Origin of the sequence: Halomonas sp. PAMB 3232 (assembly GCF_031954225.1) — a bacterium.
Classification (GTDB): domain Bacteria; phylum Pseudomonadota; class Gammaproteobacteria; order Pseudomonadales; family Halomonadaceae; genus Vreelandella.
In genome coordinates this window covers 621,697-644,581 of sequence record NZ_CP134865.1, presented here as the reverse complement: position 1 = coordinate 644,581, position 22,885 = coordinate 621,697, and the positions used below count along the sequence as shown (strand labels likewise).

22 protein-coding genes and 1 tRNA gene are annotated in these 22,885 nt (G+C 56.5%); 8 read left to right on the top strand and 15 right to left on the bottom strand.

The features are described 5' to 3' along the window. The first annotated feature begins 9 nt into the window (after positions 1-9). From RN346_RS03020 to RN346_RS02990, 7 genes are all read left to right on the top strand, one after another. On the top strand, positions 10-1,527 hold the full coding sequence (locus RN346_RS03020) for a leucyl aminopeptidase (RefSeq protein ID WP_311962072.1): 1,518 nt from the start codon (positions 10-12) through the stop codon (positions 1,525-1,527). A gap of 137 nt (positions 1,528-1,664) precedes the next feature. Then, complete coding sequence (locus RN346_RS03015) at positions 1,665-2,777, top strand: branched-chain amino acid aminotransferase (RefSeq protein WP_263585051.1); 1,113 nt, start codon at positions 1,665-1,667, stop codon at positions 2,775-2,777. Between the two features lie 69 nt (positions 2,778-2,846). Then, the gene (locus tag RN346_RS03010; RefSeq protein WP_311962071.1) at positions 2,847-3,278 is read left to right on the top strand and encodes a DNA polymerase III subunit chi; all 432 of its coding nucleotides are present in this window, start codon (positions 2,847-2,849) and stop codon (positions 3,276-3,278) included. 17 nt (positions 3,279-3,295) lie between these two features. After that, positions 3,296-4,348 (top strand): PDDEXK nuclease domain-containing protein, encoded by a 1,053-nt coding sequence (locus RN346_RS03005; protein ID WP_311962070.1) that lies wholly within the window; start codon positions 3,296-3,298, stop codon positions 4,346-4,348. A gap of 138 nt (positions 4,349-4,486) precedes the next feature. Beyond that, complete coding sequence (locus RN346_RS03000) at positions 4,487-7,333, top strand: valine--tRNA ligase (protein ID WP_311962069.1); 2,847 nt, start codon at positions 4,487-4,489, stop codon at positions 7,331-7,333. Positions 7,334-7,523: 190 nt separating this feature from the next. Beyond that, on the top strand, positions 7,524-7,832 hold the full coding sequence (locus RN346_RS02995) for a hypothetical protein (RefSeq protein WP_311960141.1): 309 nt from the start codon (positions 7,524-7,526) through the stop codon (positions 7,830-7,832). Positions 7,833-7,893: 61 nt separating this feature from the next. Next, positions 7,894-8,226 (top strand): DUF4124 domain-containing protein, encoded by a 333-nt coding sequence (locus tag RN346_RS02990; RefSeq protein WP_311960140.1) that lies wholly within the window; start codon positions 7,894-7,896, stop codon positions 8,224-8,226. A 23-nt stretch (positions 8,227-8,249) separates the two neighbouring features. On the opposite strand, the gene RN346_RS02985 is transcribed toward RN346_RS02990, so the two are convergent. Then, positions 8,250-8,741 carry a nucleoside deaminase gene (locus RN346_RS02985; RefSeq protein WP_311960139.1) on the bottom strand — a complete coding sequence of 164 codons (492 nt, stop codon included), beginning with the start codon at positions 8,739-8,741 and terminating at the stop codon, positions 8,250-8,252. A 235-nt stretch (positions 8,742-8,976) separates the two neighbouring features. Here RN346_RS02985 and RN346_RS02980 point away from each other — a divergent pair, with 235 nt between their 5' ends. Next, entirely contained in the window at positions 8,977-9,462 is a 486-nt protein-coding gene (locus RN346_RS02980; protein ID WP_311962068.1) for a nucleoside deaminase, read from the top strand. A gap of 43 nt (positions 9,463-9,505) precedes the next feature. On the opposite strand, the gene RN346_RS02975 is transcribed toward RN346_RS02980, so the two are convergent. From RN346_RS02975 to RN346_RS02910, 14 genes are all read right to left on the bottom strand, one after another. Next, positions 9,506-10,072: a DUF2726 domain-containing protein gene (locus tag RN346_RS02975; RefSeq protein ID WP_311962067.1), complete on the bottom strand. Its 567-nt coding sequence runs from the start codon at positions 10,070-10,072 to the stop codon at positions 9,506-9,508. 185 nt (positions 10,073-10,257) lie between these two features. After that, positions 10,258-11,411 (bottom strand): IS3 family transposase gene (locus RN346_RS02970; RefSeq protein WP_311962066.1). Its coding sequence is split into 2 segments (ribosomal slippage): positions 10,258-11,168 and positions 11,168-11,411, totalling 1,155 coding nucleotides; the frame shifts between segments, so codons are not numbered across the junction. Between the two features lie 59 nt (positions 11,412-11,470). After that, on the bottom strand, positions 11,471-11,629 hold the full coding sequence (locus tag RN346_RS02965; protein WP_311962065.1) for a hypothetical protein: 159 nt from the start codon (positions 11,627-11,629) through the stop codon (positions 11,471-11,473). Positions 11,630-11,698: 69 nt separating this feature from the next. Beyond that, positions 11,699-12,517 (bottom strand): amidase family protein, encoded by an 819-nt coding sequence (locus tag RN346_RS02960; RefSeq protein ID WP_311962064.1) that lies wholly within the window; start codon positions 12,515-12,517, stop codon positions 11,699-11,701. 61 nt (positions 12,518-12,578) lie between these two features. Beyond that, positions 12,579-14,276, bottom strand: coding sequence for a nitrilase-related carbon-nitrogen hydrolase (locus RN346_RS02955; protein ID WP_311962063.1), 1,698 nt, complete (start codon positions 14,274-14,276; stop codon positions 12,579-12,581). Between the two features lie 17 nt (positions 14,277-14,293). After that, complete coding sequence (locus tag RN346_RS02950; protein ID WP_180091734.1) at positions 14,294-15,292, bottom strand: acetamidase/formamidase family protein; 999 nt, start codon at positions 15,290-15,292, stop codon at positions 14,294-14,296. Between the two features lie 97 nt (positions 15,293-15,389). After that, positions 15,390-16,109, bottom strand: coding sequence for an urea ABC transporter ATP-binding subunit UrtE (gene urtE, locus RN346_RS02945; RefSeq protein ID WP_311962062.1), 720 nt, complete (start codon positions 16,107-16,109; stop codon positions 15,390-15,392). Further along, a complete protein-coding gene (locus RN346_RS02940) occupies positions 16,096-16,818 on the bottom strand; it encodes an ABC transporter ATP-binding protein (protein ID WP_180091736.1) in 723 nt (240 codons plus the stop codon). Before RN346_RS02940 ends, urtE begins: the two co-directional genes overlap by 14 nt. Beyond that, positions 16,815-17,918 carry an ABC transporter permease subunit gene (locus RN346_RS02935; RefSeq protein WP_311962061.1) on the bottom strand — a complete coding sequence of 368 codons (1,104 nt, stop codon included), beginning with the start codon at positions 17,916-17,918 and terminating at the stop codon, positions 16,815-16,817. The genes RN346_RS02940 and RN346_RS02935 overlap by 4 nt, the downstream gene beginning before the upstream one ends. Next, the gene (locus RN346_RS02930) at positions 17,919-18,791 is read right to left on the bottom strand and encodes an ABC transporter permease subunit (RefSeq protein WP_180091737.1); all 873 of its coding nucleotides are present in this window, start codon (positions 18,789-18,791) and stop codon (positions 17,919-17,921) included. Positions 18,792-18,895: 104 nt separating this feature from the next. Continuing rightward, on the bottom strand, positions 18,896-20,131 hold the full coding sequence (locus RN346_RS02925) for an urea ABC transporter substrate-binding protein (protein ID WP_311962060.1): 1,236 nt from the start codon (positions 20,129-20,131) through the stop codon (positions 18,896-18,898). A 149-nt stretch (positions 20,132-20,280) separates the two neighbouring features. Then, a complete protein-coding gene (locus RN346_RS02920; protein WP_311962059.1) occupies positions 20,281-20,931 on the bottom strand; it encodes an ANTAR domain-containing protein in 651 nt (216 codons plus the stop codon). Beyond that, entirely contained in the window at positions 20,928-22,106 is a 1,179-nt protein-coding gene (locus RN346_RS02915; protein ID WP_311962058.1) for a transporter substrate-binding domain-containing protein, read from the bottom strand. The genes RN346_RS02920 and RN346_RS02915 overlap by 4 nt, the downstream gene beginning before the upstream one ends. A gap of 676 nt (positions 22,107-22,782) precedes the next feature. Then, positions 22,783-22,858: transfer RNA gene (locus tag RN346_RS02910), tRNA-Thr, on the bottom strand. Positions 22,859-22,885 lie beyond the last annotated feature (27 nt).

The following is a 22,885-nucleotide window of genomic DNA, read 5'->3' as shown; positions in this document are numbered from 1 at the left end:
GGAGACGTCATGGAATTTTCCGTTCAAACGGCCAATCCCGCCAAAGCCGAGACGGCCTGCCTGGTGCTGCCTGTCTATAAAGATAGCGAGTTACTGCCGTGTGTGGCGAAACTCGACGACGCGAGCGAGCGGCTGATCGGTCAACTCCTCGAACGCGGCGACTTCGATGCGGCTCTGGGTAACGTTCAGTTGATTCCTTTTGCCCCGGGCCTGGGCGCCGAGCGGCTTCTGCTGGTGGGCCTTGGCGCACGCAAAAAGTGCCAGGAAGCGGCCTTTCTCAAGGCCCTCGACGCCGCCATGACCGCACTGGTCAAGCTGCCCATCGACGATGCGAGCGTGGCCTTTACCGACGTGGTCCTCGAGCGCGACACCGCTTGGAAGGCACGCAAGACGCTAGAGGCCGCCGAACGCGCGCTTTACCGCTTCGATCAGTTCAAATCCCAGCCGGCACCGAAGGCGACGCTGACCGCCCTTCACCTGATCGTCACCGACAATGCCGAGGTGGAAAGCGCCCAATACGGCGCGCGAGTCGGCACGGCCATCGGCCAGGGCATCAACTTCACGCGCACGCTGGGCAATCTCCCGGGCAACGTCTGCACGCCGCGCTACCTGGCCGAGCAGGCCGAAACCCTGGGGCAAGCGTCCAAAGGCGCACTGTCGGTCGAGATTCTGGATGAAGAAGCGCTCGAGGCGCTCGGCGCCGGCGCGCTTCTTTCCGTGGGCCGGGGAAGCGTGGAGCCCTCGCGGCTGATCGTGATGCGCTACCAGGGCGCGGAAGATGCCGACGAGGCGCCGCACGTGCTGATCGGCAAGGGCATTACCTTCGATACCGGCGGCATTTCGCTCAAGCCCGGCGAGGGCATGGACGAGATGAAGTTCGACATGGGCGGCGCGGCCGGCGTATTCGGCACCGTCAAGGCGGTGCTTGAGATCAAGCCGAAGATCAACGCGGTGTTCATCGTCGCCGCCGCCGAGAACATGCCCGACGGCGCGGCGACCAGGCCCGGCGACATCGTCAAAACGCTCAAGGGCCTGACGGTGGAAGTGCTCAACACCGACGCCGAAGGCCGCCTTGTGCTGTGCGACGCGCTCACCTACGCCGAGCGCTTCACGCCTGCCAGCGTCATCGATATCGCCACGCTCACCGGGGCCGCCATCGTTGCCCTTGGTCACCACGCCACCGGGCTTTTATCCAACGACGACGATCTGGCTCTCGACGTGCTGGAGGCTGGCGACGGCGCCTGGGATCGCGCCTGGCAGCTGCCGCTCTGGGACGAGTACCAGGAGCAGCTCGATTCCAACTTCGCGGATCTAGCCAACATCGGCGGGCGCCCGGCGGGTACGATCACCGCGGCGTGCTTTCTCTCCCGCTTTGCCGAGCACTTCCCCTGGGCGCATCTGGATATCGCCGGTACCGCCTGGCACTCGGGCAAACAGAAAGGCGCCACCGGCCGTCCGGTTGGGCTTTTGACCCAGTACCTGCTGGATCGCGAAACCGATGCCCAGATCGAAATCGGGGTGAAATAACCCGCCTCGCTCGCCTAGCGGTTGCCTTTCAAGGCCACAACCGTTAAACCTGAATGCCATGAGGCGCCCGCAAGCCCGGGCGCCTTCCCTCTTTTAATGTCAGCCCCTGCGGGGGTATTTTGCGGAGACCACACGCCGTGCCCACTGCCAGTTCAGCCAATCGTTTCGAAATTTTGCCGTCCAACCTGCCCACGGCGGAGAACATTCGCGAAAGCATTCTTCAAAACCCGGGGTTCGGCCGCCACTTCACCGACCACATGGCCCACGTCCGCTGGACCGTCGACGCCGACTGGCACGGCCACCAGGTGCGCCCCTACGGGCCGCTCACTCTCGACCCGGCCGCCGCGGTGCTGCACTACGGCCAGGAAATCTTCGAGGGCATCAAGGCCTACCGCCACGCGGATGGCTCGGTCTGGACCTTCCGCCCGGAGAAAAACGCCGAGCGCCTGCGCCGTAGCGCCCGCCGCCTGGCCCTGCCCGAGCTCTCGGATGAGGACTTCATCGGCTCGATTCAGGCGCTGCTCGCCCAGGACAGCGCCTGGGTGCCGACGCCGCAAAGCGACGCCGACGAGTGCAGCCTCTATCTGCGCCCGTTCATGATCGCCTCGGAAGCGTTTCTCGGCGTGCGCCCGAGCCACGAGGTCGACTACTACGTCATCGCCTCGCCGGCGGCTTCCTACTTCAAGGGCGGCGTGAACCCGGTCTCGATCTGGCTGTCGTCTACCTACAAGCGCGCCGCCCCCGGCGGCACCGGCTTTGCCAAGTGCGGCGGCAACTACGCGGCCTCGCTTGCCGCGCAAAAGGAAGCCGAAAGCCACGGCTGCGGCCAGGTCGCATTTCTGGACGCCGCCGAGAGCAAGTGGCTCGAAGAGCTTGGCGGCATGAACCTGTTCTTCGTCTACAAGGATGGCCGCCTGGTCACCCCGCGCCTGACCGACACCATCCTTGAAGGCGTGACCCGCGACTCGGTCCTCACGCTTGCTAAAGACATGGGCCTGACGCCGGAGGAGCGCCCCATCAGCATCGACGAGTGGCGCGACGGTGCCAAATCCGGCGAGATCTCCGAAGTGTTCGCCTGCGGCACCGCCGCGGTCATCACCCCGGTGGGCGAGCTGGTCACCGAGCAGGAGCGTATTCGCGTTCAGGGCGACGGCGGTAGTGAAGTGGCCATGCGCATCCGCAAGGCGCTGCTGGACATTCAGTATGGCCGCAGCGACGACAAGCACGGCTGGCTGACCCAACTGGTGTAGCCCTTCCCGCCGCCGCCTCGCGCGGCGGCGATTCACTTCTACCGACGACCCTTGCAAGGCAGAAGCCCCATGGCGCGAATCGACTTCTACATACTTCAGGATACCACCCTGGAGGGGCGGCTCGCCTTTGCCTGCAAGCTGGCCGAGACCATCCACCGCAAGGGCTACCGGCTGCACCTGCACTGCGAGGGTCAAACGCTTGCCGAACAGGCCGACGAGGCGCTGTGGACCTTCCGTGATGACGCCTACCTGCCCCACGCGATCGAAGGCAGCGACCTGGCCGACAGCGTCCCCATCACGCTCGGCTTCAATGAGCTGCCTTCGCCCCGCGAAGAGACCGCGCTTTTGAACCTGCACCCGGATATCCCCGCGGGCATCGAGCGCTTTACAAGAGTTGCCGAGATCATCAACCAGCACCAGCAGGTGCTCATCGCCAAACGCGCCTGCTGGCAGCGCTACAAGGAGCTTGGCCATGAGGTAGTGCCGCACAAGATCGGCTGATACCGGAGAGAACCACCATGAGTGATAAGCCCGTTTCCCTGATCACCCCGCCCGATGGCTACAACGATTGGCTCGCCGAGCTGAAACAGCGCATTCATGCGTCACAGCAGCGAGCGACGTTTGCGGTCAATCGCGAGCTGATACAGCTTTACTGGCAAATCGGCCGCGACATTCTCGAGCGCCAGGCGGAGCAAGGCTGGGGCGCAAAGGTGATCGAGCGGCTGGCTTTCGATTTGCGGGCGGCTTTTCCGGAAATGAAAGGTTTCTCACCTCGTAACCTCAAATACATGCGTGCCTTCGCCGAGGCCTGGCCGGAGCCCGCGTTTGTGCAAGAGGTGCTTGCACAATTGCCCTGGTATCATCAGCTGGCCCTACTGGAAAAGCTATCCGACCCGGAAAGCAGATGTTGGTACGCCTACGAGGCGATTCAGCACGGCTGGTCACGCAACGTACTGGTCATGCAGATCGAAACCCGCCTGCTGGAACGCCAGGGAGCGGCGGTGACCAACTTCGAGGCGAGCCTGCCCAAGCCACAGTCGGACCTGGCCCGGGAATCGCTGAAAGACCCGTATCGCTTCGACTTTCTCGGTCTGTCAGCCGAGTCTCAGGAGCGCGACGTCGAAGAGGCGCTGGTGCGCCACGTCACCGAATTCCTGCTGGAGCTGGGCGCGGGTTTTGCCTTCGTCGGTCGCCAGGTGCTACTCGATGTTGGCGGAGAAGAGTTCTTCCTCGATCTGCTGTTCTATCACTTGAAGCTTCGCTGCTACGTGGTCATCGAGCTCAAGACAGGCAAGTTCAAACCAGAACACTTGGGGCAGCTCGGCTTCTACCTGACCGCGGTCGACCGCCAGGTAAAAACCGACCTGGATGCGCCGACCATCGGCCTGCTGCTGTGCAAGAGTAAGAACAAGGTCGTCGCCGAATACGCGCTGAGCGATAAATCCCAGCCGATGGGCATTGCCGAATACAAGTTGTTGGAATCGCTCCCCACCGAGCTGCAAACGGGCCTGCCCAGCATCGAGCGAATCGAGCAAACGCTTGCCGAGGTCAAAAACGGCCCCGAGATGTAAAACAACGCCTGGTAACAACACGGTCATGCGCTGCTCACCTGACGCGCGGTACTCGATCGCGCTATACTTGTCGCCATTTTTTCGCCCCATCCGAATTTCATGCGCTCCCTTTGGGACGCATCGTTTGTGAGTCGCTCCATGGAAAAGACCTACCAACCCGAACAGATCGAAACCCGCTGGTACGCGCGCTGGGAGGCGGACAACCGCTTCGCGCCGTCAGGCCAGGGGGCGCCCTTCTCCATCATGATTCCGCCGCCCAACGTGACCGGAAGCCTGCACATGGGCCACGCGTTCCAGGACACCATCATGGATACCCTGACGCGCTGGAAGCGCATGCAGGGCAACAATACGCTCTGGCAGGTGGGCACCGACCATGCGGGGATCGCGACCCAGATGCTGGTCGAGCGTAAGGTCGCCGCGGAAGAGGGCAAGACGCGCCATGATCTCGGACGCGAGGCGTTCACGGACAAGATCTGGGAGTGGAAGGCGGAATCCGGCGGCCACATTACCCGTCAGCTGCGCCGCATGGGCGCCAGCGTCGACTGGTCGCGCGAGCGCTTCACCATGGATGACGGCTTCTACAAGGCGGTGCAGGAAGTCTTCGTGCGCCTGCACGAGGAGAAGCTGGTTTATCGCGGCAAGCGGCTGGTCAACTGGGACCCGACGCTGCACACCGCGATTTCCGACCTGGAAGTCGAAAACAAGGAGCAGCAGGGCAGCTTCTGGCATTTCCGCTACCCACTGGCCGACGGCGTGCAAACCGCCGACGGCAAGGATCATATCGTCGTCGCCACCACCCGCCCGGAAACGCTTTTAGGCGATACCGGCGTGGCAGTGAACCCGGACGACGCGCGCTACGCCTCACTGGTCGGCCAGTTCATCGAGCTTCCGCTGGTCGGCCGGCGCATTCCGATCGTCGCCGATGAGCACGCGGACATGGAAAAAGGCTCGGGCTGCGTCAAGATCACCCCGGCCCACGACTTCAACGACTACGAAGTCGGCAAGCGCCAGAACCATCTTTTGATCAACGTCTTCTCCAAGGACGCCACGATCCTCGAGCGCGCCGAGATCTTCGACCTCAAGGGCCAGCCCCAGCCGGACGAAGACGCCACCCTGCCCACCAAATACGCAGGCCTGGATCGTTTCGAAGCGCGCAAGCAGATCGTCGCCGACATGGACGCGCTTGGCCTGCTGGTCGAGGTGGAAAGCGTCAACAACACCCTGCCTTTTGGCGACCGCTCGGGCGATGTCATCGAGCCGCTTCTGACCGACCAGTGGTTCGTGGCGGTCGAAAGCCTGGCCAAGCCTGCGATCGAGGCGGTAGAGAACGGCGATATCCAGTTCGTGCCGAAGAACTACGAGAACATGTACTTCGCCTGGATGCGCGATCTGCAGGACTGGTGCATCTCGCGCCAGCTCTGGTGGGGCCACCGCATTCCCGCCTGGTACGACGAGCAGGGCAACGTTTACGTGGCGCGCTCCGAAGCGGAAGCCCGCGAGAAGCACGGCCTAACTGCAGACGTCACTCTAACCCAGGACGAGGACGTGCTGGATACCTGGTTCAGCTCGGGCCTTTGGACGTTTGGCACGCTGGGCTGGCCGGAGAAGACCCCGGAGCTCGAGACCTTCCACCCCACCAGCGTGCTGGTGACGGGCTTCGACATCATCTTCTTCTGGGTCGCCCGGATGATCATGATGACGCTCAAGTTCACCGGTGAGGTGCCCTTCAAGACCGTCTACGTGCATGGCCTGGTGCGCGACGGCCAGGGCCAGAAGATGTCGAAGTCCAAGGGCAACGTGCTCGACCCGATCGATCTGATCGACGGCATCAGCCTGGACGCGCTGCTGGAAAAGCGTACCGGCAACATGATGCAGCCGCAGAAAGCCAAGGCGATCGCCAGGGCGACGAAAGAGGAGTTCAAGGACGGCATCGAGCCCCACGGCACCGATGCGCTGCGCTTCACGTTCCTCTCGCAAGCGACCACCGGGCGCGACATCAAGTTCGATATGAACCGGCTGGACGGCTACCGCAACTTCTGCAACAAGCTGTGGAACGCCTCACGCTATGTGCTGATGAACGCCGAAGGCGAGGATTGCGGCGCTGCGGACGAGCCGGTGGAGCTCTCGCTCGCCGATCGCTGGATCATCTCCGAGCTGCAGAAAACCGAGGCCCAGGTCACCAAAGCGATGGAGGAGTACCGTTTTGACCACGCCTCCCAGGCGCTTTACGAGTTCGTCTGGAACGAGTACTGCGACTGGTACCTGGAGCTTTCCAAGCCGGTGCTGTGGGACGAAGCCGCAAGCGCCGAGTCCAAGCGCGGCACCCGCCGTACCCTGGTGCGCGTGCTCGAAACCATCCTGCGCCTGGCGCACCCGATGATGCCCTATATTTCAGAGGAGATCTGGCAGCGCGTGGCGCCTTTGGCCGGCCGTCATCCGGGCGGTGACGCCTCGATCATGACGCAAGCCTGGCCACAAGCCAATGAAGATAAGATCGACGAGCAGGCCGGGCGCGACATCGAGTGGCTCAAGGGTGTGATCATCGCCGTGCGCAACATCCGCGCCGAGATGAACATCGCCCCGGGCAAGCCGCTGGACGTGCTGCTGACCAAGGGACAGCCGACCGACGCCGAGCGCCTCGAGAGCAACCGCCTGTTCCTCTCGAAACTGGCCAAGCTTCAAAGCGTCACCTGGCTTGCCAACCCCGCCGAGGCGCCGCTTTCCGCCACCCAGCTGGTCGGCGATATGGAAGTGCTGGTGCCGATGGCGGACCTGATCGACAAGGACGCGGAGCTTGCGCGCCTGAACAAGGAGATCGAGAAGCAGGACAAGCTGATCGGCGGCGTCGAGAAGAAGCTTTCCAACGAAGGCTTCACCGCCAAGGCGCCGGCCGCGGTGATCGACAAAGAGCGCGCCAAGCTCGCCGAGTTCCAGTCCGCTAAAACGCTGCTGCAAGAGCAGAAGGCCAAGATCGAAGCGCTTTAACCTCTTCGATGCTCTAGCCCGCCATGCTCACCGGCTCCGTCAGGAGCCGGTTTTTTTACACTTGGTAGCGCTCGATCAGCACACACATCCAGTTGCGTACCCGATCATCAAGCTTGTGTCCTGTGTCGCACCGTGCGCGTTTCACTCAAGGTTTCGAACCTGCCTGCCCATTAACGGTTGTCTTATGAACATGAGCCACCTAGAACACGTGCTGATCGGCCTTGGCATTCAGCTTCTGCTTGCCCTGCTGCCCCGCGTCACGCTGTGGGTGTCCGGGGCGCTGGCCGTGGCGGTGTTTCTGGGCCGCGAAATTGCTCAGCACGAATACAAACTGGCCGTGGCGCGCGGCTGGGAGTGGGGCCAGACCCAGCCGGTGGGTGTGCTTGAAGGCGTCGTCACGGGCTGGCACCTGGACTCGGTACTCGACGTACTGGCGCCGGCGGCGGGCTGTTTTCTGCTGGCGCTGGGAGTGTGGGCAATACGCCAGCGAGGTCGCTAGCGCGATTTGGCGTTTTATTGCTACTCTAGCCGGACCAATGTTTGCTTAGCGGCGATGTACAATGAAAAGAACGCTTTTGCTATCCGCGCTGACGCTTGTTGCCCTACCCGTTCACGCAGAGCTGTTCAAATGCACCGCGCGGGATGGCCACACCACCTTTCAGGACAGCCCCTGCGCGAACGGGCGTTCTGAAACCGTCAATCCCAACGGCCTTAGCATCATTCAGGCAACGCCGGTCAGCGCCCGCGCCTCGATTCAGTCCGCCTCCGTCCAGCCGCCCCGCATCATTTACCTGCCCGGCGGCAGCCAGCACCAGCACTCCATTCAGCAGCGTAACGCCCGCGTTAAAGCACGTGCCCGCCTGCCGCTCAGGTTTGGCCGAACACGCCACTGAATTTTTAGCGACTGCATGATTTCTCAGCTTTGATGGCGATGGGTCCAGCGCCGAAACGGCGCCGTAGGATCCTCGACTTTCATCTGCGTAAAAGGCAAATTCTGCTGGGCGATGGGTTTGGCGAACTCGTCATAGAACGTTGCGAGCGTCATGTAGCGGCCGCCATCCTCGTAGTGCTCGCCTTCCTGTTCGCGCGTGGCGGCAAAGTACACCTGCTCCGGCGCCGCATAGTAAAGCGCCCCAAGGCACATCGGGCACGGGTAAGCGGTAATGTAGACATCGCACCCGTTCAGGTCGGTTCTTCCCTTGGCGGCCAGCTCACGGATGGCGGTGATTTCGGCATGCGCGGTGAGATCCCCGCTTTGCGACACCTGATTGGTCGCCTCATGCACGATCTCGCCGGATTCACGATCCACCACGATGCAGGCAAAGGGTTTGCCGCCCGCGTCGACGTTCTCCAGCGCCAGCTCGACGCTACGCTGGATCAGGGTTTCAGGAGTAGGTGTCTGAGTCATGAGATATTCGATTCCTTTTGATCGATGGGGTAAACGTCCTGTTCGCCACACGCCCCTGAACGCCCTGGCCACATGCGGCCAGCTACCCGGGGAGCCGCCACCGCAAGGCTCGCGGTGGAACATGAAAGATAGTCGAAATATACCGGCGCGCGGGTCGAAATCGACACCTTCCCATCATGCCGATGCTCAGGTGCTACGCTTGGCCTAATGACCCGTTCAAACAGGAGCGCTTTTCATGAATGCCACCCAGCGTTATCAGCTACTCCAGCGCGCCGTCGCCCTCGCCGAGCAGGCCTTGGAGGCCGGCGACGAGCCCTTCGGCTCGGTGCTCGCCGATGCGCAAGGCGTTGTACTGCGTGAGGCCCGAAATCGCATCAACAGTGGCGATGCCACCCAGCACCCGGAGTTCGAACTGGCCCGCTGGGCCGCGCAGCACTTGAGCGAGCGCGAACGACATGGGGCCACCGTGTTCACCTCCGGCGAGCATTGCCCCATGTGCGCCGCCGCCCACGCCTGGGCCGGCCTTGGCCCCATCGTCTACGCCAGCTCTTCCAAACAGCTTGCTGCTTGGCACAAAGAGTGGGAACTCGAAAGTCCGCCAGTGGCGCCGCTGACCATCGAGCAAGTAGCGCCGAAGGTGCCGGTCAGCGGGCCGGATGAGGCGCTGGCTCGGGCGGTTTATGAGCTGCACTGTCGGTATCGTGGTGCTCGAAGTGCATGATCTGGTTGGCGAGGAATCACATCAGCATTCGGATCAAATAGGGCTAGCGGCTGCTGTGAACCTTGATCTTTCGGGAACGATAATCCAGCCACATTCTTTTTAATTCGACGCCCGCGTCAGCGCATACTGACTCGAGGATTCTATCCCTTCTCTGCCGATCCGGCCGTTCATGGCTTGGGTCGTCCAGCTCCATGACATACAGGATGCTGAAATCTTCCTTGCTGCAGATCACATAGTCGAAATGCCATTGAGAGATCTGTCTGAATAAGGCCAGGTACGCGCTACTTTTGGACCGATACTTTTTGGAATTGGGCTCTATGACGTCGACCACTCGAACCTGAGCGAAAATGTAACACTCCGCACCATAGGTACTGACCAGCACCCTGTATACGTCCTGCTCACTGGGCGACATTAAGGCGCCTTTCTTGTGATAGGCTCCGCCTTTTTTCAAGAGCGCTTGTGACCTTGACGTTTTCCTGTCAGAAATGGAGCCGGTTCTTTTGGATGACAGGCCAGCCAGCATTAGTTTCATCAAGACGACAAAAACAAAAATAGCGGGTATCCATAGTACCGCTGGCCATAACAACGCAGTGGCATTCACGAAATCCATTCACACCTCTTTTTATTATGTCGTTCTGTATAGCCTCGGTTTCAGTGCTGATAGCTGGAAGTCCGCCATATGTAACCGTAGAGCGATTGTAGGGTTTTCAAGAGTAGCTCGCCCTGCTCACGCTACTCGAACCGCAAATTTTCTGGCAAATCGAACTCAAGCCAATCTGAATCGCCCCGGATATTCTAGACACCCGTTAGGCTCTTAAAGTAACGCCTTTCATACTCAACCGGTGACAAGTTATCACTTGTGCCGTGTCGGCGCTTTGGGTTGTAGAACATTTCAATGTAATTGAACACGTCGCGTCTAGCCGCTTCCCGTGTCGAATAAATCTGTCGCTTGATCCGCTCTCGCTTGAAGAGTTGAAAGAAGCTTTCAGCAACGGCGTTGTCATGACAGTTACCACGTCGGCTCATGCTGCCCACCAGGTGATTAGCTTTCAAAAAGCTTTGCCAGTCTCCACTGCTAAACTGGCTTCCTTGATCCGAATGCACCATCACCGTTCCTTGTGGCTTGCGTCGCCAAACTGCCGACAATAAAGCATCCAGCACTAACTCCGTGGTCATACGTGACTTCATCGACCAGCCAACCACTTGACGAGAAAACAGGTCGATAACCACTGCTAAGTAAAGCCAGCCTTCGTACGTTCGGATGTACGTAATATCCGTCACCCAAGCAACATTGGGCGCTGTTACTTCAAACTGACGGTCTAAATGGTTGGGTGATACGATGGCCGGCTTTCCACCGCCATAGCAGCCAGGGCGTCGTCGATAGCCGGTCTGAGAGCGTAAACCTTCTCTACGCATCAGGCGGGCCACTCGGTGCTTACCGCAGGCTTCGCCAGCCTCACGCAAATCCTGGTAGACCTTGCGATATCCATAAACACCGCCGCTTTCAAGCCACGCATGCTTGATCAATCCCAAGAGGCGCTGATCAACCCGGTCTCGATTAGACAGTGCTTTTTTGCACCATGCGTAGTAGCCGCTAGGGTGCACGGCCATCATGCGGCATAAGCGACGTACCGGATATTGGCCCGCATGCTTTTGAATAAACGCGTACCTCAGTCGGACTCCCTGGCGAAGTACGCGTTGGCCTTTTTTAATATATCTCGCTCTTCTGACACGCGTTTTAGTTCAGCTTTCAAACGACGGTTTTCAGCTTGGAGATCATCATCTTCTTGCCGTTGTTCTACCGGCTTATCGTAGCGTTTGATCCAGTGGTACAAGCTGTGGCCTGACACGCCTAAACGCTCAGCGACCTCGGCAACTCGATGGCCACGCTCTACCACCTGTTTAACGGCTTCGATTTTGAATTCTTCAGTGTAACGGGGATGGCTCATGGATCCTCCTGGATACCTTTAGTATAAGGCCTAGAGGTGTCTACGAAACCTGGGGCGATTCAATAACCATCACCCCTGACCATAAGTTCGGTGGCGCCCTCAAAGGCAATCGCACTCCACAGCGCAAGCCCGTCGTTATGCATGGGTACCGATACCTCCGTGGCACGAGCGCCCACTTTTTCCAGCACGCTGATGGCTTCTTTAACGGCGGCGTCCACGTCAGATTCACTGACCCCGGCAATGCCAAACCCTTCACGTAGGATGCCAATGCGTATGCCAGTGAGATCTTAACTTAGCGATTCGGTGTATTTCGTGGTACGCACGTCGTATTGGCGTGGATCTAACCCATCCGAGCCAGCAAGTACCTCCAACATACGGGCGCAATCTTCGGCGGTGCGCGCCATCGGGCCTACGTGGTCAAGAGTAAGCTCAATGGGAAAAATACCTGTATAAGGCACTAGGCCATGCGTTCCTTTGATCCCGTAGCAACCGCTCCATGAGGCGGGTAGTCGAATAGAGCCGCCCTGATCACCTCCCAGCGCCATATCTACTTCACCGTTGGTCACCACCACGGCGCTGCCGTTGGAAGAAGCGCCAGCTAGACGCTCACGGTCATGGGGATTAACCGGCTGGGGTTCGGGATAGCCGGTACAGCCTCCACCGTCAAAACAGAACGCAGGAACGGCTGTCTTGCCGGTGATGTGCGCACCAGCGTCGAGAAGCCGGGTGACCACTGTGGCATCCTCCCGGGGCACAAAACCTTCCATGATCGGCGAACCATTCATCATCGGGATGCCTGCCAGAGCGATGTTATCCTTTAGCGCTACCGTTCGGCCCGCAAGTGGCCCCTCTTCTGCCCCAGGCACCGAACACTTCCAAGCCCAGCCATTGAGTGGGTTGTCGTCACCGACGGGCCGATAACCCATGTCTGCTCGCGGGTAGTTTACTGGTAATGATTCATCCGCCAGTTCATCCAGGCGATCATAAATGGCCATTGAGCCAGCAACGGCGGACTGGAACTCACCCAGTTCTTCAAAGGAAAGGTCAAAGCCGTAATAATCGGAAATGGCTGCCAACGTATCAATGCCGGGTCGCTTCACACTCATAGTCAACTACTCCTATACACGGACGATTGCCTGAAAAGGCATTTAGCGAGGGAAATACAAGCTATCGCTCCAACAGTTTCGGATAGTGGTGTGGCAGTCGCATCACCACTAGGTCCTTGCGGCGTACAGCGCTGTTTGGGTAAGCCGAATCCAGGTTGCTCGTGTCGATAGCAAGCTGAACGCAGCCAGTGGCGCTAGTTAACAATGCTTCTTGGCGAGGAAAAAGAAACGTATCCGGGCCGAATATACCGCTTAGCCCCGGTAATCCAGCATCGGGCATATGCACGTTGGCGAAAGCGAAATAGCAGTTGTTCTCGCCACCGCGTATACGATAATGGTGCCAATGGTGATCGTCTGGGCCGGTGGGGATAGGTGACGGCTGACGAATCTCAGTACCAGGATGGGCACAGTGAAATGGCCCTGGCAAGGCAGCAGGACAAGCGATGACATCGGATCCCCGCAGCGCCAGGATGCGTCCCGCTTCGGGAAAATCAGCATCATGGCCAATCAATAAGCCTAGCCGCCCTAGCGGCAGATCGAAGCTTACCCAGCGCTCGCCAGGCGTCGCCCATTGTCGGTCTGCCTCGTTTAAGTGAATCTTACGATAAACCGCCATAACGCCCTGCGCCCCTACCAGAGCGGCAGCATTATAGAGATGTTCCTCCGACTGTTCCGCGAAACCTACTACATAGTACTGTTGACGCTCCTCAGCGAGTCCACGCAGTGTGTCGAAAACACTATGACGCTGTGAGATGGGATTGATACCGCCAGTGTCTAACCCAGTAAGCGCCAGCTCAGGAAAAACAATCAGCTCGGCACCCTCTGCTTGGGCAATCAAATCAGTACATTTGGAAAGGTTACCGTCGAGATTATTCGATGGGTAAAATTGAGCAACGGCGATGGTGCTTGCTTTTCCATTGGGCAGTGGCTGATGGCCATAAAGCCTGAAAAAGTCTAGCGGGTTCCAAGCGTGTGTTTGATGAAGTAGCTCATGATACAGGTCTGGGCGACGCTCACTGGTCAACGGTCCCGTTACTCGTTCAGTATCAATCTCACCAAGCACGATGCCATCACCGTCATCGCGGCTAGCCTGAATATGTCCATCTGGCTCAATCACGCAGCTACCGCCACTGAATTGAACGCCGCGCTCCACCCCCCAGCGATTGCTCTCAATAAGATAGCAGCCGTTTTCTTTGGCACGACTGATCCAATAGGGTGCTGGCGCTCGCTCAGCCAGCCAATTACTCAGATGGCAAATGACCTCGGCACCCTGCAGCGCGACCAACCGTGCAGTTTCAAGAAAATGAATGTCCATGCAGATGAGCAGCGCGATACGGCCCAGTGACGTCTCGAACACTTGATGGCCAGTGTCGCCTGAAGCCGCCCACTTTGGCTCGGCGATATAAGGATGGCTTTTACGATGTTTTCCTAAATATCCCTCAGGGCCAACTAATACAGCCGTGTTGTAGTAAAGCCCATTGCCAGCATCAACTTCTGGCAGCCCGATAACGATATAGCAGTCAAGCTTCGCCGCCAGAGCGGCGAAGCTTTGGGTTGAGGGCCCTGGCACTTGTTCGACGTAGGGTGCAACCTCCTCTCTGTCATACCAGCAATAGCCGGTAAGACCCATCTCCGGCGTTATGATTAGCCGCGCACCAGACGCAGCCGCCTCTTCCACTAACCGCTTTAGAGCATCAATATTTCGCTCTTTAGCAAACATTTCAGGCTCAAACTGCACTGTGGCGGCAAGGTATTTCATATTGTCCTCCCCGCTCGCTAGCGTGCTTGCCCAACGATGGACTTGAGGATGGAAGCGCCTAATGTATATTTTGGATCCACCATATTACCCAGCCGCACTCGTCCTGCCTGGGTAAGAAGCATGTAAGCATCTATTTCATCGAAATCGAACTCTGCCGCTAGCCAGCGTACCAACTCTCTGTAGGCAATCCGGGTGGCATCTTCCATGGGACGCGCTGAACCAATGGTCATGTAGAACTGTTCATTTTCCAAACGCGGCCATTTGAACGTCCAATCTTTAATCAAGTCGACCTGAACGGTGGTCACGGTAGGATGCTCGATCGCCACGCCGCACAACTCACCATCACCCTGCGCCGCATGGCAGTCACCTAGATAAAGATAGGCACCTTTGGTATGCACCGGCAGATAGATCACCGCACCCGGTGCTACATCAGGTAAGTCCATATTGCCGCCGTAATAATCGGGAACCAGCGAGCTAATCGACTCAATCTCTGGTGATACCCCAATGGTGCCAATAAAAGGCTGGTAAGGAAGGGTTATTTTATCGCTCCACTTCACGCCGGTTTCCGCGTCAACCTCGACCTTCTTTACCCGCTCCGGTAGCGGTGCGTTGAGTAGCGCAGTATCACCGGTCGCCACTAGTCCACCAAATTCGGTAATCAGTGCTGTTGTACCGCAGGGCTGGGGGCCACGAGGTTTCATGTCTCGGATATAAACCGCCAGGCAATCGCCCTTCTCCGCCCCCTCTACGTAGATCGGTCCGTTCTGCGGATTGAGATAAGGCAAATTAAGCAGTTCGCTGGGCTTGTCGCTTTCCGAGCGAAGTTTTCCTTCGAAAGCATCATGGGTTTCAGCACTAACGATATCGCCCGGTTGGATGTGCAGAACGGGCTTGGGGTTAGGTCCAAGCGTATAGTGATACTGACCTTGAGCCGCCTCAGTTAGTTGGTGTGTAGTACCCGGCTTACCTTTGGCAACAGCGCGACGCGCCATGATGGAATGATCAAACCAGTTCATTGTTCTACTCCTTTTTAAGTGCTTTCAGTCATTGCTCCAGCAACTGCAGACCGGAGTTTGAGTCATGGTTAAATGGTGTTGATGGATCTCATTCTGCTTATACAGCCAGAATTCGACGCATGGCGTCACGATCACGGAGTTGCTCCTTCGCAAGCTCATGGGTAATTTTCCCCTTATCCATGACGTAGCAGCGTTGCGCCATGGTCATGATCATGTCCAGGTTCTGCTCTACGAGGAGAATGGTTACGCCCAGCTCGCGATTGAGCTTAAGAATGTTGCGTGAAATGTCCTTTACGATGTTGGGCTGAATACCTTCCGAGGGTTCGTCGAGTAACATAAGCTTCGGCTTACCCACCATTGCTCGGCCGATCGCAAGCTGTTGCTGCTGCCCGCCGCTGAAGGTGCCCGCTCGTTGATTAGCCCGCTCTTTCAAGATGGGGAAGAATTCATACACCCGCTCATAGTCAACACCCTCGCCAGGCTGTTGGAGCATTTCGCCGACCTTGAGATTTTCCCAGACGGTCATGCGCGAGAAGACCTCACGACCTTGCGGGATATAACCAATGCCTAAACGCGCACGTTCGTGAGATTCGAGCGCGCTAATATCCTTACCATCGAAACGGATAATGCCTTGTCGATTCTTTATAAGACCAATCAGCGTTTTCATTAATGTCGTCTTGCCGACGCCATTTCGACCGATGACGGCTACCACCTCACCACGACCAACACTCAAGCTGACCTCTTGCAGCACTGAGGTGGTACCGTAGCCAGAAATGACGCCCTCCACGGTCAACAGGTTTGTACTATTCGTCGTCATCGGCTGTCCCCAGGTAAATACGTGCAACCTCTTCGTTAGCCTCAATCTCGTTGATCGTGCCTTCCGCAAAGATTTCACCGAAGTTCAGTACAGTGACCTTGTGGGCAATCTGGCGCACAAATTCCATGTCGTGTTCAACCGCTAAGATCGACATACCTTTGCGATTGAGCTCCTGGATCATCTCGCCCGTGCGCGCCGTTTCTTCTGGGGTCATGCCAGCTGTCGGTTCATCAAGCAGTAGTAAACGCGGCTCCGTGCTCACCGCCATACCGATCTCAAGCCACTGCTGTTCCCCGTGAGAGAGTTCACCAGCAAGTTCTCCGGCTTTATCGGTAAGCCTTACAAAGGCGAGAGCTTTATCGATAGCCGATGTCATGGAATCACCATGCAGGTGGTTCTGAACCGCGATTTGCATGTTTTGCCAAACGGAGAGTTCGGAGAAGATACCCGGCACCTGGAACTTGACGGCAATTCCCTGCTTCACGCGCTCGAAGGAACGAAGCTTGGTAATTTTTTGATCTGAAAAGTAGATTTCACCTGAGCTTGGTTGATGCTCACCGAGTACAAGCTTGAAAAACGTGCTCTTCCCAGCGCCATTCGGACCTATCAGGCATCGGATCTCACCATGCTCCATTGAGAAGTTCACATCCTGAGCAACTTTTACGCCGTCGAAATGCTTATATAATTTCTCAGTTCGCAATATGGTCACGACATGCCCTCCTTACGCTTACGAAGGCGACCAAAGAACTTGACCAGCCCCGGGATCAACCCTTCCGGTAAAAAGACCACGACGACGACCAGCAGCAACCCCATAATGACAAAGGCGTAGTAGCTACCGTAAATAGTCAGGTTCTGGAAGATGGCAAGCACTACCAAGGTACCCACCAGCGTTGCGGTGAGGTCTTTACGCCCGCCCACTGCTACCCAAATAATGGGTAATGCAGCGGCCGCTAAATCCATATTGGATGGGCTGATGTACTGTCCCCAAGCGGTATAGAGCACACCTGATAGACCCGCTAAACCGCTGCCAATAACAAAGGCAATTAACTGATAGCGGCGTATGTCGTAGCCAAGCATTTCAGCGCGGTGTGGATTCTCACGAATTGCGACTAGCACATTGCCGAATCTCGAATTGACGAGAACCCGCAAGCCCAGATAGCAAACCACCAGCATGGCCAAAAGGAGGTAATAAAGTGGCACGCCCGAATACAGCGCGACATCGCCCCCAGCCCAGGGGATTGTCAGCGGCGGCATACCGGTCATGCCATTGTCGCCACCCAGCCGGGCGTCGCCGATTGCCCACTGGGACCCAGCCGTCTGTGCCATAAAGGTGGCAAATACCAGTGTGGTCGACAGCGTGACAATGCCGAGGAATACGCCGCTAATCCGCCCATAAAAAAGGATGTAGCCAAGTACAGCCGCTCCCAAGCAGGACATCCCAACGCCTAGAAGCACGCCGACGATGGTCAAACCGTAAGCTGCGCCAAAGTTGATAGTGACGACACCATACGTGTACCCGGCAAGTCCGAAGAAAGCAGTCTGACCGAAACTGAGCGACCCAGCGTATCCCCAGATGAGCGACAGTCCCAGTGCCATAAACACCCAACAAAAGAAATAGGCCGTATTACCTACACTCCAGGCATCCGCGAAAGCGGGATATACAACTGCCGCCCCAATCGTTAAGACAAAGACAATCCAAAATAGTGGGCCACGACCCAGCGTTTGCGGGCCATTGATAAGGCGCAACCAGCCGGGCATTCGACCGTCCTGACGAGACGCTTTCAAACCTTCCCGTTGTAACATAGCCATTTATGTACGCCCCTTGAGTAACCAGCCTGACAGGCCTTGTGGGAGAATACGGATGACCACCATTACTGTGATTAATAACCCCACTTGGCCCATAAGCTGCCCTTGCCACCCAGTCAAAAAGGCCTTGATAACCGCGAGCGTGGCTGCCGCTGGCGCCGTGCCCAAGAACACATCAGCCCCACCAACAACCACCGTCACGAAGCTTTCAACCAGGAAGTTGGCGCCCAGCGTCGGGACAATAGAGATCGTGGGGGCATAAAGCGCTCCGGCTAAGCCCGCCAGGGCTGCGCCGAGACCAAAGGTGAGGGAGTACATACGCCCGGTGTCGATTCCCGCGGCTTTCGCCATGTGCGGTGCTTGAATTGTTGCCCGTGAGTGGATACCGAATGTCGTATGATGAAACAGCACATACAAGCCAATAAGCAGTAGCACTGCGACACCTAGCAGCACCATTCGATAGGTAGAGTAGCTGTAGCCGCCTACCGAAAAACTGCCGAGCGGCGTGCTGATACCCGCCATACTGGATCCAAGCACGATCAGCGTGCCCTGGGTAAGGATTAGGCTAATCCCCCATGTGGCAACAATGGAGTCCAACGGACGGTGATAAAGGCGATGAATAATTGTGCGTTCAAGCACAATGCCAAGAATCCCGGCGGCAAGGCTGCCACATAGCATCGCGATAGGCAGTGGGACCCCTAGGCGTGCCGTTGCCACCGTTACGTAGGCGCCGCACATGATAAATTCGCCGTGTGCTAGGTTGATAATCCCCATCATCCCGAAAATCACCGCCAACCCCATGGCGGATAGCACCAAGAAGGCAAAAGCATCCCCAAACTGATAGAACGCTGTAAACGCTAAATGTATATATTCCATATCCAGCTCCTAGGCAGAAAACGCCAGCGAGATTTCCTGCTTAATGGAAACTCAAAGACCAGGCAGGGTGAATCTCACCACCCTGCCGGTACGATGCGTGATATTTACTCGTTTGGAGGGCTAGAAGGAGTGTACTGAGCACTTGGGTCGTTCTGGGTCAGGTCGCAGCCGTTTTCACCCAGCCAGTAAGGCTCGATATTTTCCCAAGTTTCGGGGAAAGATATCTCGTGGTTCTCATCCACTTGCGCCAGAAAGATATTGTGAGACATGTGCTGGCTTTTGGGATCGAGACACACCCTGCCCGAAGGGCCGTCGAAGCAGACATCGCCCTCGGCGATGACGTCGCGAAGGTCTTCTTTATCGGTTGAGCCGTCGGCACGCTCGACCATCTGCTTATAAAGGTACATCGCGATATAAGAGTTCGCTGCTTCTTGATTCACATAGGGCGTATCGGGGAAGCGCTCATAGAACTTCTCAACGAACTCATTCGCTTCAGGACTATCGACTTCTTCGATAAAGTTCGTCGTAACAAACATGTTTTCAAGGCTTGGCGGCGCAAAGCGCTTATGCTCGTAGCCCTGCCCAACGTTTACTGATGAGGCCATAGGAAGCCCCAGATCGGCGGATGCAGCCTGCTCGTAATAAGACGCCTGATTGGAACCGACCAGCAGGGTGACGACGAAGTCCGGGGACTCACCCTGGATATTTTGGATGGTTTGCGAGAACTGGGAAACATCCAGAGGAATGAACTCCTCTCCCACGATTTCACCGCCTTCCTCTTCTACAATCTGCCGCACCCATTCCGCCGAAATCTGACCAAAGTTATAGTCTGCTGCGATCGTATAGACGTTAGGGCCGTACTTTTCCATCATCCAGGGAATCAGCGTCGAGAACTGCTGTTCAGGGACTGCGCCAGTGACGATCATGTTGGCGTCACACACGCCGCCTTCATACTGATTGTTATAAAACGCCAACCCATCAAATTGGTTAACAATCGGTCGATACGCTTCTCGTGATGACGAAGCAAAACCCGCAAAAACGGTATCTACCTGATCACGCTGAAGAACCCGCCGCATCAACTCCTGGTAACGACGATCATCAGACTGAGTATCGTAAATAACAAGTTCCACCTCGCGACCAGCGATACCGCCAGCCTCATTTATTTCCTCAGCCGCTAACTCAATGGCATTCACCTTAGCCTGCGTCACCGCTGCAAAGTTGCCGGACTGATCTTCAAGCACACCGATCTGAATAGGATCATTCGCTGAAGCGCTGGTCACTAATGAGCCCGCTAATAACGTTGATAAGGTTGCCGTTCTCTGAATTGTTGAGTATTTCATTTGTATACCCCTGATGTGGTTTTACTTTTACTTCTTCGCCGTCCTGCAGCAACACAACTCCCTAGTCGCCTCTTCATAAAATGAGAGACGACCTTTTGCTCTTGAAGCCTGTCCTACATATTCCGCTTCGATTAACCTCAATGAATCCGCTATGAATATCGGTTTAACCGGGATTCCCTATGACGATGGATGGTGTCGGCATCCTCCTTTAGTGCCGCCACCGCGATCTCACCCGAGACGATCATTGCCGCGAAATCCTCAAGAGAGAGGCGGCGGTTCATGCTCGCCGAACGCAACAGGCCAAAGGCGTCATTGACCGAAATCCCCATATCCTCAATGAGCTTGATCGCCGCCGTGCATACGACTTGGCGCGCTCGAACCTGCTGTTCCAAACGATGGAGTTTTTGCTCTGTCTCATAGCACTGATTAAACGTTTGGTAAGCAATAATAAGGCTCGCGAGAATGCCAGCCTTACGTAGTGGTTTGGTGAGATAGCCAGACACTCGGCGCTCGATGAACCAATTAACCGAGCCCGGGGCATCTGAACCGATAAGTGCAATCGCCGGCCCCTTCACGCGATCTATCTTGTGCGTGATATCGCCAAACTGACGTCCCAACTCATCGTCGAAGAACACCAGGTCAAACGAACTATCTGACCCAGCCTCATCCTGGTTTTCATGAACGACTGGAGTGACGCCAAGCTCCACAAGGAACTGAGTCAGCACTTCTCGATCTCTTTCGGCGGCACATACAATCAATGCACGATGGCCCCTGAAATTGCGTCGTGTGGTAACCGTCATCGCACGATCCTCAAGCCAATATTGTTTTGAGCAATGGGCGTTTCCGTCTGAGCAGAGCTTTCACCACATGCTTCAGCCCAAACGAGATAAGGATCCGGGCGGACGGGAGCGCTTGCTTCTGAAATCACCTTAAACGTCGCATCTTCGCGGGAGATTCCTAACCGGACGGTCAAATAACTGTGATTGCTCTCAGGATCGACATAGATCTTTCCCTGAGGTGCTTGGAAGGACGTTCCATGCAGCGCTTTTTTCACCCGGTCGATATCAACGGAATCGGCGCCAGCCAAGGCAAGTGCAAGTAAGTGAACGGTGTTGTAGGAAGCCTCTGCATCTGCACTAGGCAGGGCATCATGTCCGTAGCGTTGGCGGTAGCTAGCGACAAATTGCTTGTTAACTTCTGTCTCGATAGTGGAGAAGTAAACGCTGGATGCGAGATGCCCAGCACACGCCTGCGGACCAATTTGAACAAGTTCCGGTTCGCAAAGCGTGCAGCTGCCTACCACCGTTTTTTGAAGGGCTGCGTTCTCATCGCGCGCCTTGGCCAACGCGCGGTAGAACGCATAGCTAGACTCCCCGATCAGCATGTTCATAATGAAGGCAGGCCGCTTTTCGTGGATCTCTTCGATGATACGCGCCACATCCAGGTCACCGACCTGCAGGTAACGCTCAGCGATCATCTTCCCGCCATGCGCCTTGGTCAGCTCTCTGATAATGCGGCCATTTTCCCAGGCCCAGACATAGTTAGAGCCCACGAAGTAAACATCGCGAGTGATATGGGCAAGCACATGGTTCATCAGCGGTAAAACATGTTGGTTCTGTACGGCGCCCGTATAGATGACGTTGTTATTAGTCTCGAAACCCTCGTAATGAGAGGGATACCACAGCAAACCATCGTATTTTTCAAAAATCGGGATAACTTCTTTGCGGCTGGAAGACGTATAGCAACCAATTACGTGCTTTACGCCTTCATGGCGAAGCAAACTCCTCACGTGGGTGCTGTAGGCTGCAGTGTCACCGGCTGGCTCGCACTCGATGGGCACAAGCTCAAAGGGGTATCGTTTGTCCTGGTTGACCTCTTCCAGCGCCAGCATCGCCCCATCACGCATTGAGCGGCCAACAGTGGCGTAGGGGCCTTGGGTGGAGAAGAGTATGCCAACCGGGATACGACTGTTCATTGACTGACCTTCCTATTTCCAGACATAAAAAAAGGGCTCACAACGCTACCTGACGGTAACGATGGGAGCCCTATTGCTCTGTGCCCTTTCGGTGTATGCCGACGCACAATATGTCAATTACTAAACTTAGATTGTGACCCCTAAACGACTTTGTCAACACATTGACGCTATTCTTAAGTCGAAGGCCATTACTACTAAACAACTGTAAAAAAGATAAAGCAACAAGCGTGCCAATTAAAAAAAGCGCCACAATAGCGGCTTTTGAACACGTTTAATGTAGGCGTTGCGCCTCTTTTTGATACATCCAGCAGAATTTATGCTGCATGAAGGTGCATTCTGATTTTCCATGCTTGCACCACTGTGACGACCAGACAGTGAGAAAAATCAGTTGTAAGCGGGGTTACAAGAGCATACTTACTCTTTAATCCTAAGAGACTGCACTAACAGACAGAGAATGAAGGGTTTGTAGAACCTACTGAAAGCCACCTACTTTTCAGGTGATTTGGACTACTTAGAAACGGTTTGCAGCAACGAAAAAAGCAGGCCGAATGGGTCTTGAGAGAAACGGTACGCACTACGGTACGCAGATGCAGAAATTGGGGAATGAAATAAAAAAGGCCACCTTTGAAGGTAGCCTTTTTAAGTCTCTAACGTGTTGTTTTAACCACTATTTTAGTGGTGCCGACACCAGGAGTCGAACCCGGGACCTACTGATTACAAGTCAGTTGCTCTACCAACTGAGCTATGTCGGCGCTTCACGTTTTCTTGAACATTTGACT

What these genes read in the sequence shown, in the direction of transcription:
- RN346_RS02990 (WP_311960140.1), top strand. Translation starts at nt 7,894, where the DNA reads ATGAAAAGAACGCTTTTGCTATCCGCGCTGACGCTTGTTGCCCTACCC.
- RN346_RS02950 (WP_180091734.1), bottom strand. Translation starts at nt 15,292, where the DNA reads ATGAACTGGTTTGATCATTCCATCATGGCGCGTCGCGCTGTTGCCAAA.
- RN346_RS02975 (WP_311962067.1), bottom strand. Translation starts at nt 10,072, where the DNA reads ATGGATTTCGTGAATGCCACTGCGTTGTTATGGCCAGCGGTACTATGG.
- RN346_RS02915 (WP_311962058.1), bottom strand. Translation starts at nt 22,106, where the DNA reads ATGAACAGTCGTATCCCGGTTGGCATACTCTTCTCCACCCAAGGCCCC.
- urtE (WP_311962062.1), bottom strand. Translation starts at nt 16,109, where the DNA reads ATGACGACGAATAGTACAAACCTGTTGACCGTGGAGGGCGTCATTTCT.
- RN346_RS02995 (WP_311960141.1), top strand. Translation starts at nt 7,524, where the DNA reads ATGAGCCACCTAGAACACGTGCTGATCGGCCTTGGCATTCAGCTTCTG.
- RN346_RS02955 (WP_311962063.1), bottom strand. Translation starts at nt 14,276, where the DNA reads ATGAAATACCTTGCCGCCACAGTGCAGTTTGAGCCTGAAATGTTTGCT.
- RN346_RS02980 (WP_311962068.1), top strand. Translation starts at nt 8,977, where the DNA reads ATGAATGCCACCCAGCGTTATCAGCTACTCCAGCGCGCCGTCGCCCTC.
- RN346_RS02935 (WP_311962061.1), bottom strand. Translation starts at nt 17,918, where the DNA reads ATGGCTATGTTACAACGGGAAGGTTTGAAAGCGTCTCGTCAGGACGGT.
- RN346_RS02930 (WP_180091737.1), bottom strand. Translation starts at nt 18,791, where the DNA reads ATGGAATATATACATTTAGCGTTTACAGCGTTCTATCAGTTTGGGGAT.
- RN346_RS02920 (WP_311962059.1), bottom strand. Translation starts at nt 20,931, where the DNA reads ATGACGGTTACCACACGACGCAATTTCAGGGGCCATCGTGCATTGATT.
- RN346_RS02985 (WP_311960139.1), bottom strand. Translation starts at nt 8,741, where the DNA reads ATGACTCAGACACCTACTCCTGAAACCCTGATCCAGCGTAGCGTCGAG.
- RN346_RS02960 (WP_311962064.1), bottom strand. Translation starts at nt 12,517, where the DNA reads ATGAGTGTGAAGCGACCCGGCATTGATACGTTGGCAGCCATTTCCGAT.
- RN346_RS02925 (WP_311962060.1), bottom strand. Translation starts at nt 20,131, where the DNA reads ATGAAATACTCAACAATTCAGAGAACGGCAACCTTATCAACGTTATTA.
- RN346_RS03000 (WP_311962069.1), top strand. Translation starts at nt 4,487, where the DNA reads ATGGAAAAGACCTACCAACCCGAACAGATCGAAACCCGCTGGTACGCG.
- RN346_RS03005 (WP_311962070.1), top strand. Translation starts at nt 3,296, where the DNA reads ATGAGTGATAAGCCCGTTTCCCTGATCACCCCGCCCGATGGCTACAAC.
- RN346_RS03010 (WP_311962071.1), top strand. Translation starts at nt 2,847, where the DNA reads ATGGCGCGAATCGACTTCTACATACTTCAGGATACCACCCTGGAGGGG.
- RN346_RS03020 (WP_311962072.1), top strand. Translation starts at nt 10, where the DNA reads ATGGAATTTTCCGTTCAAACGGCCAATCCCGCCAAAGCCGAGACGGCC.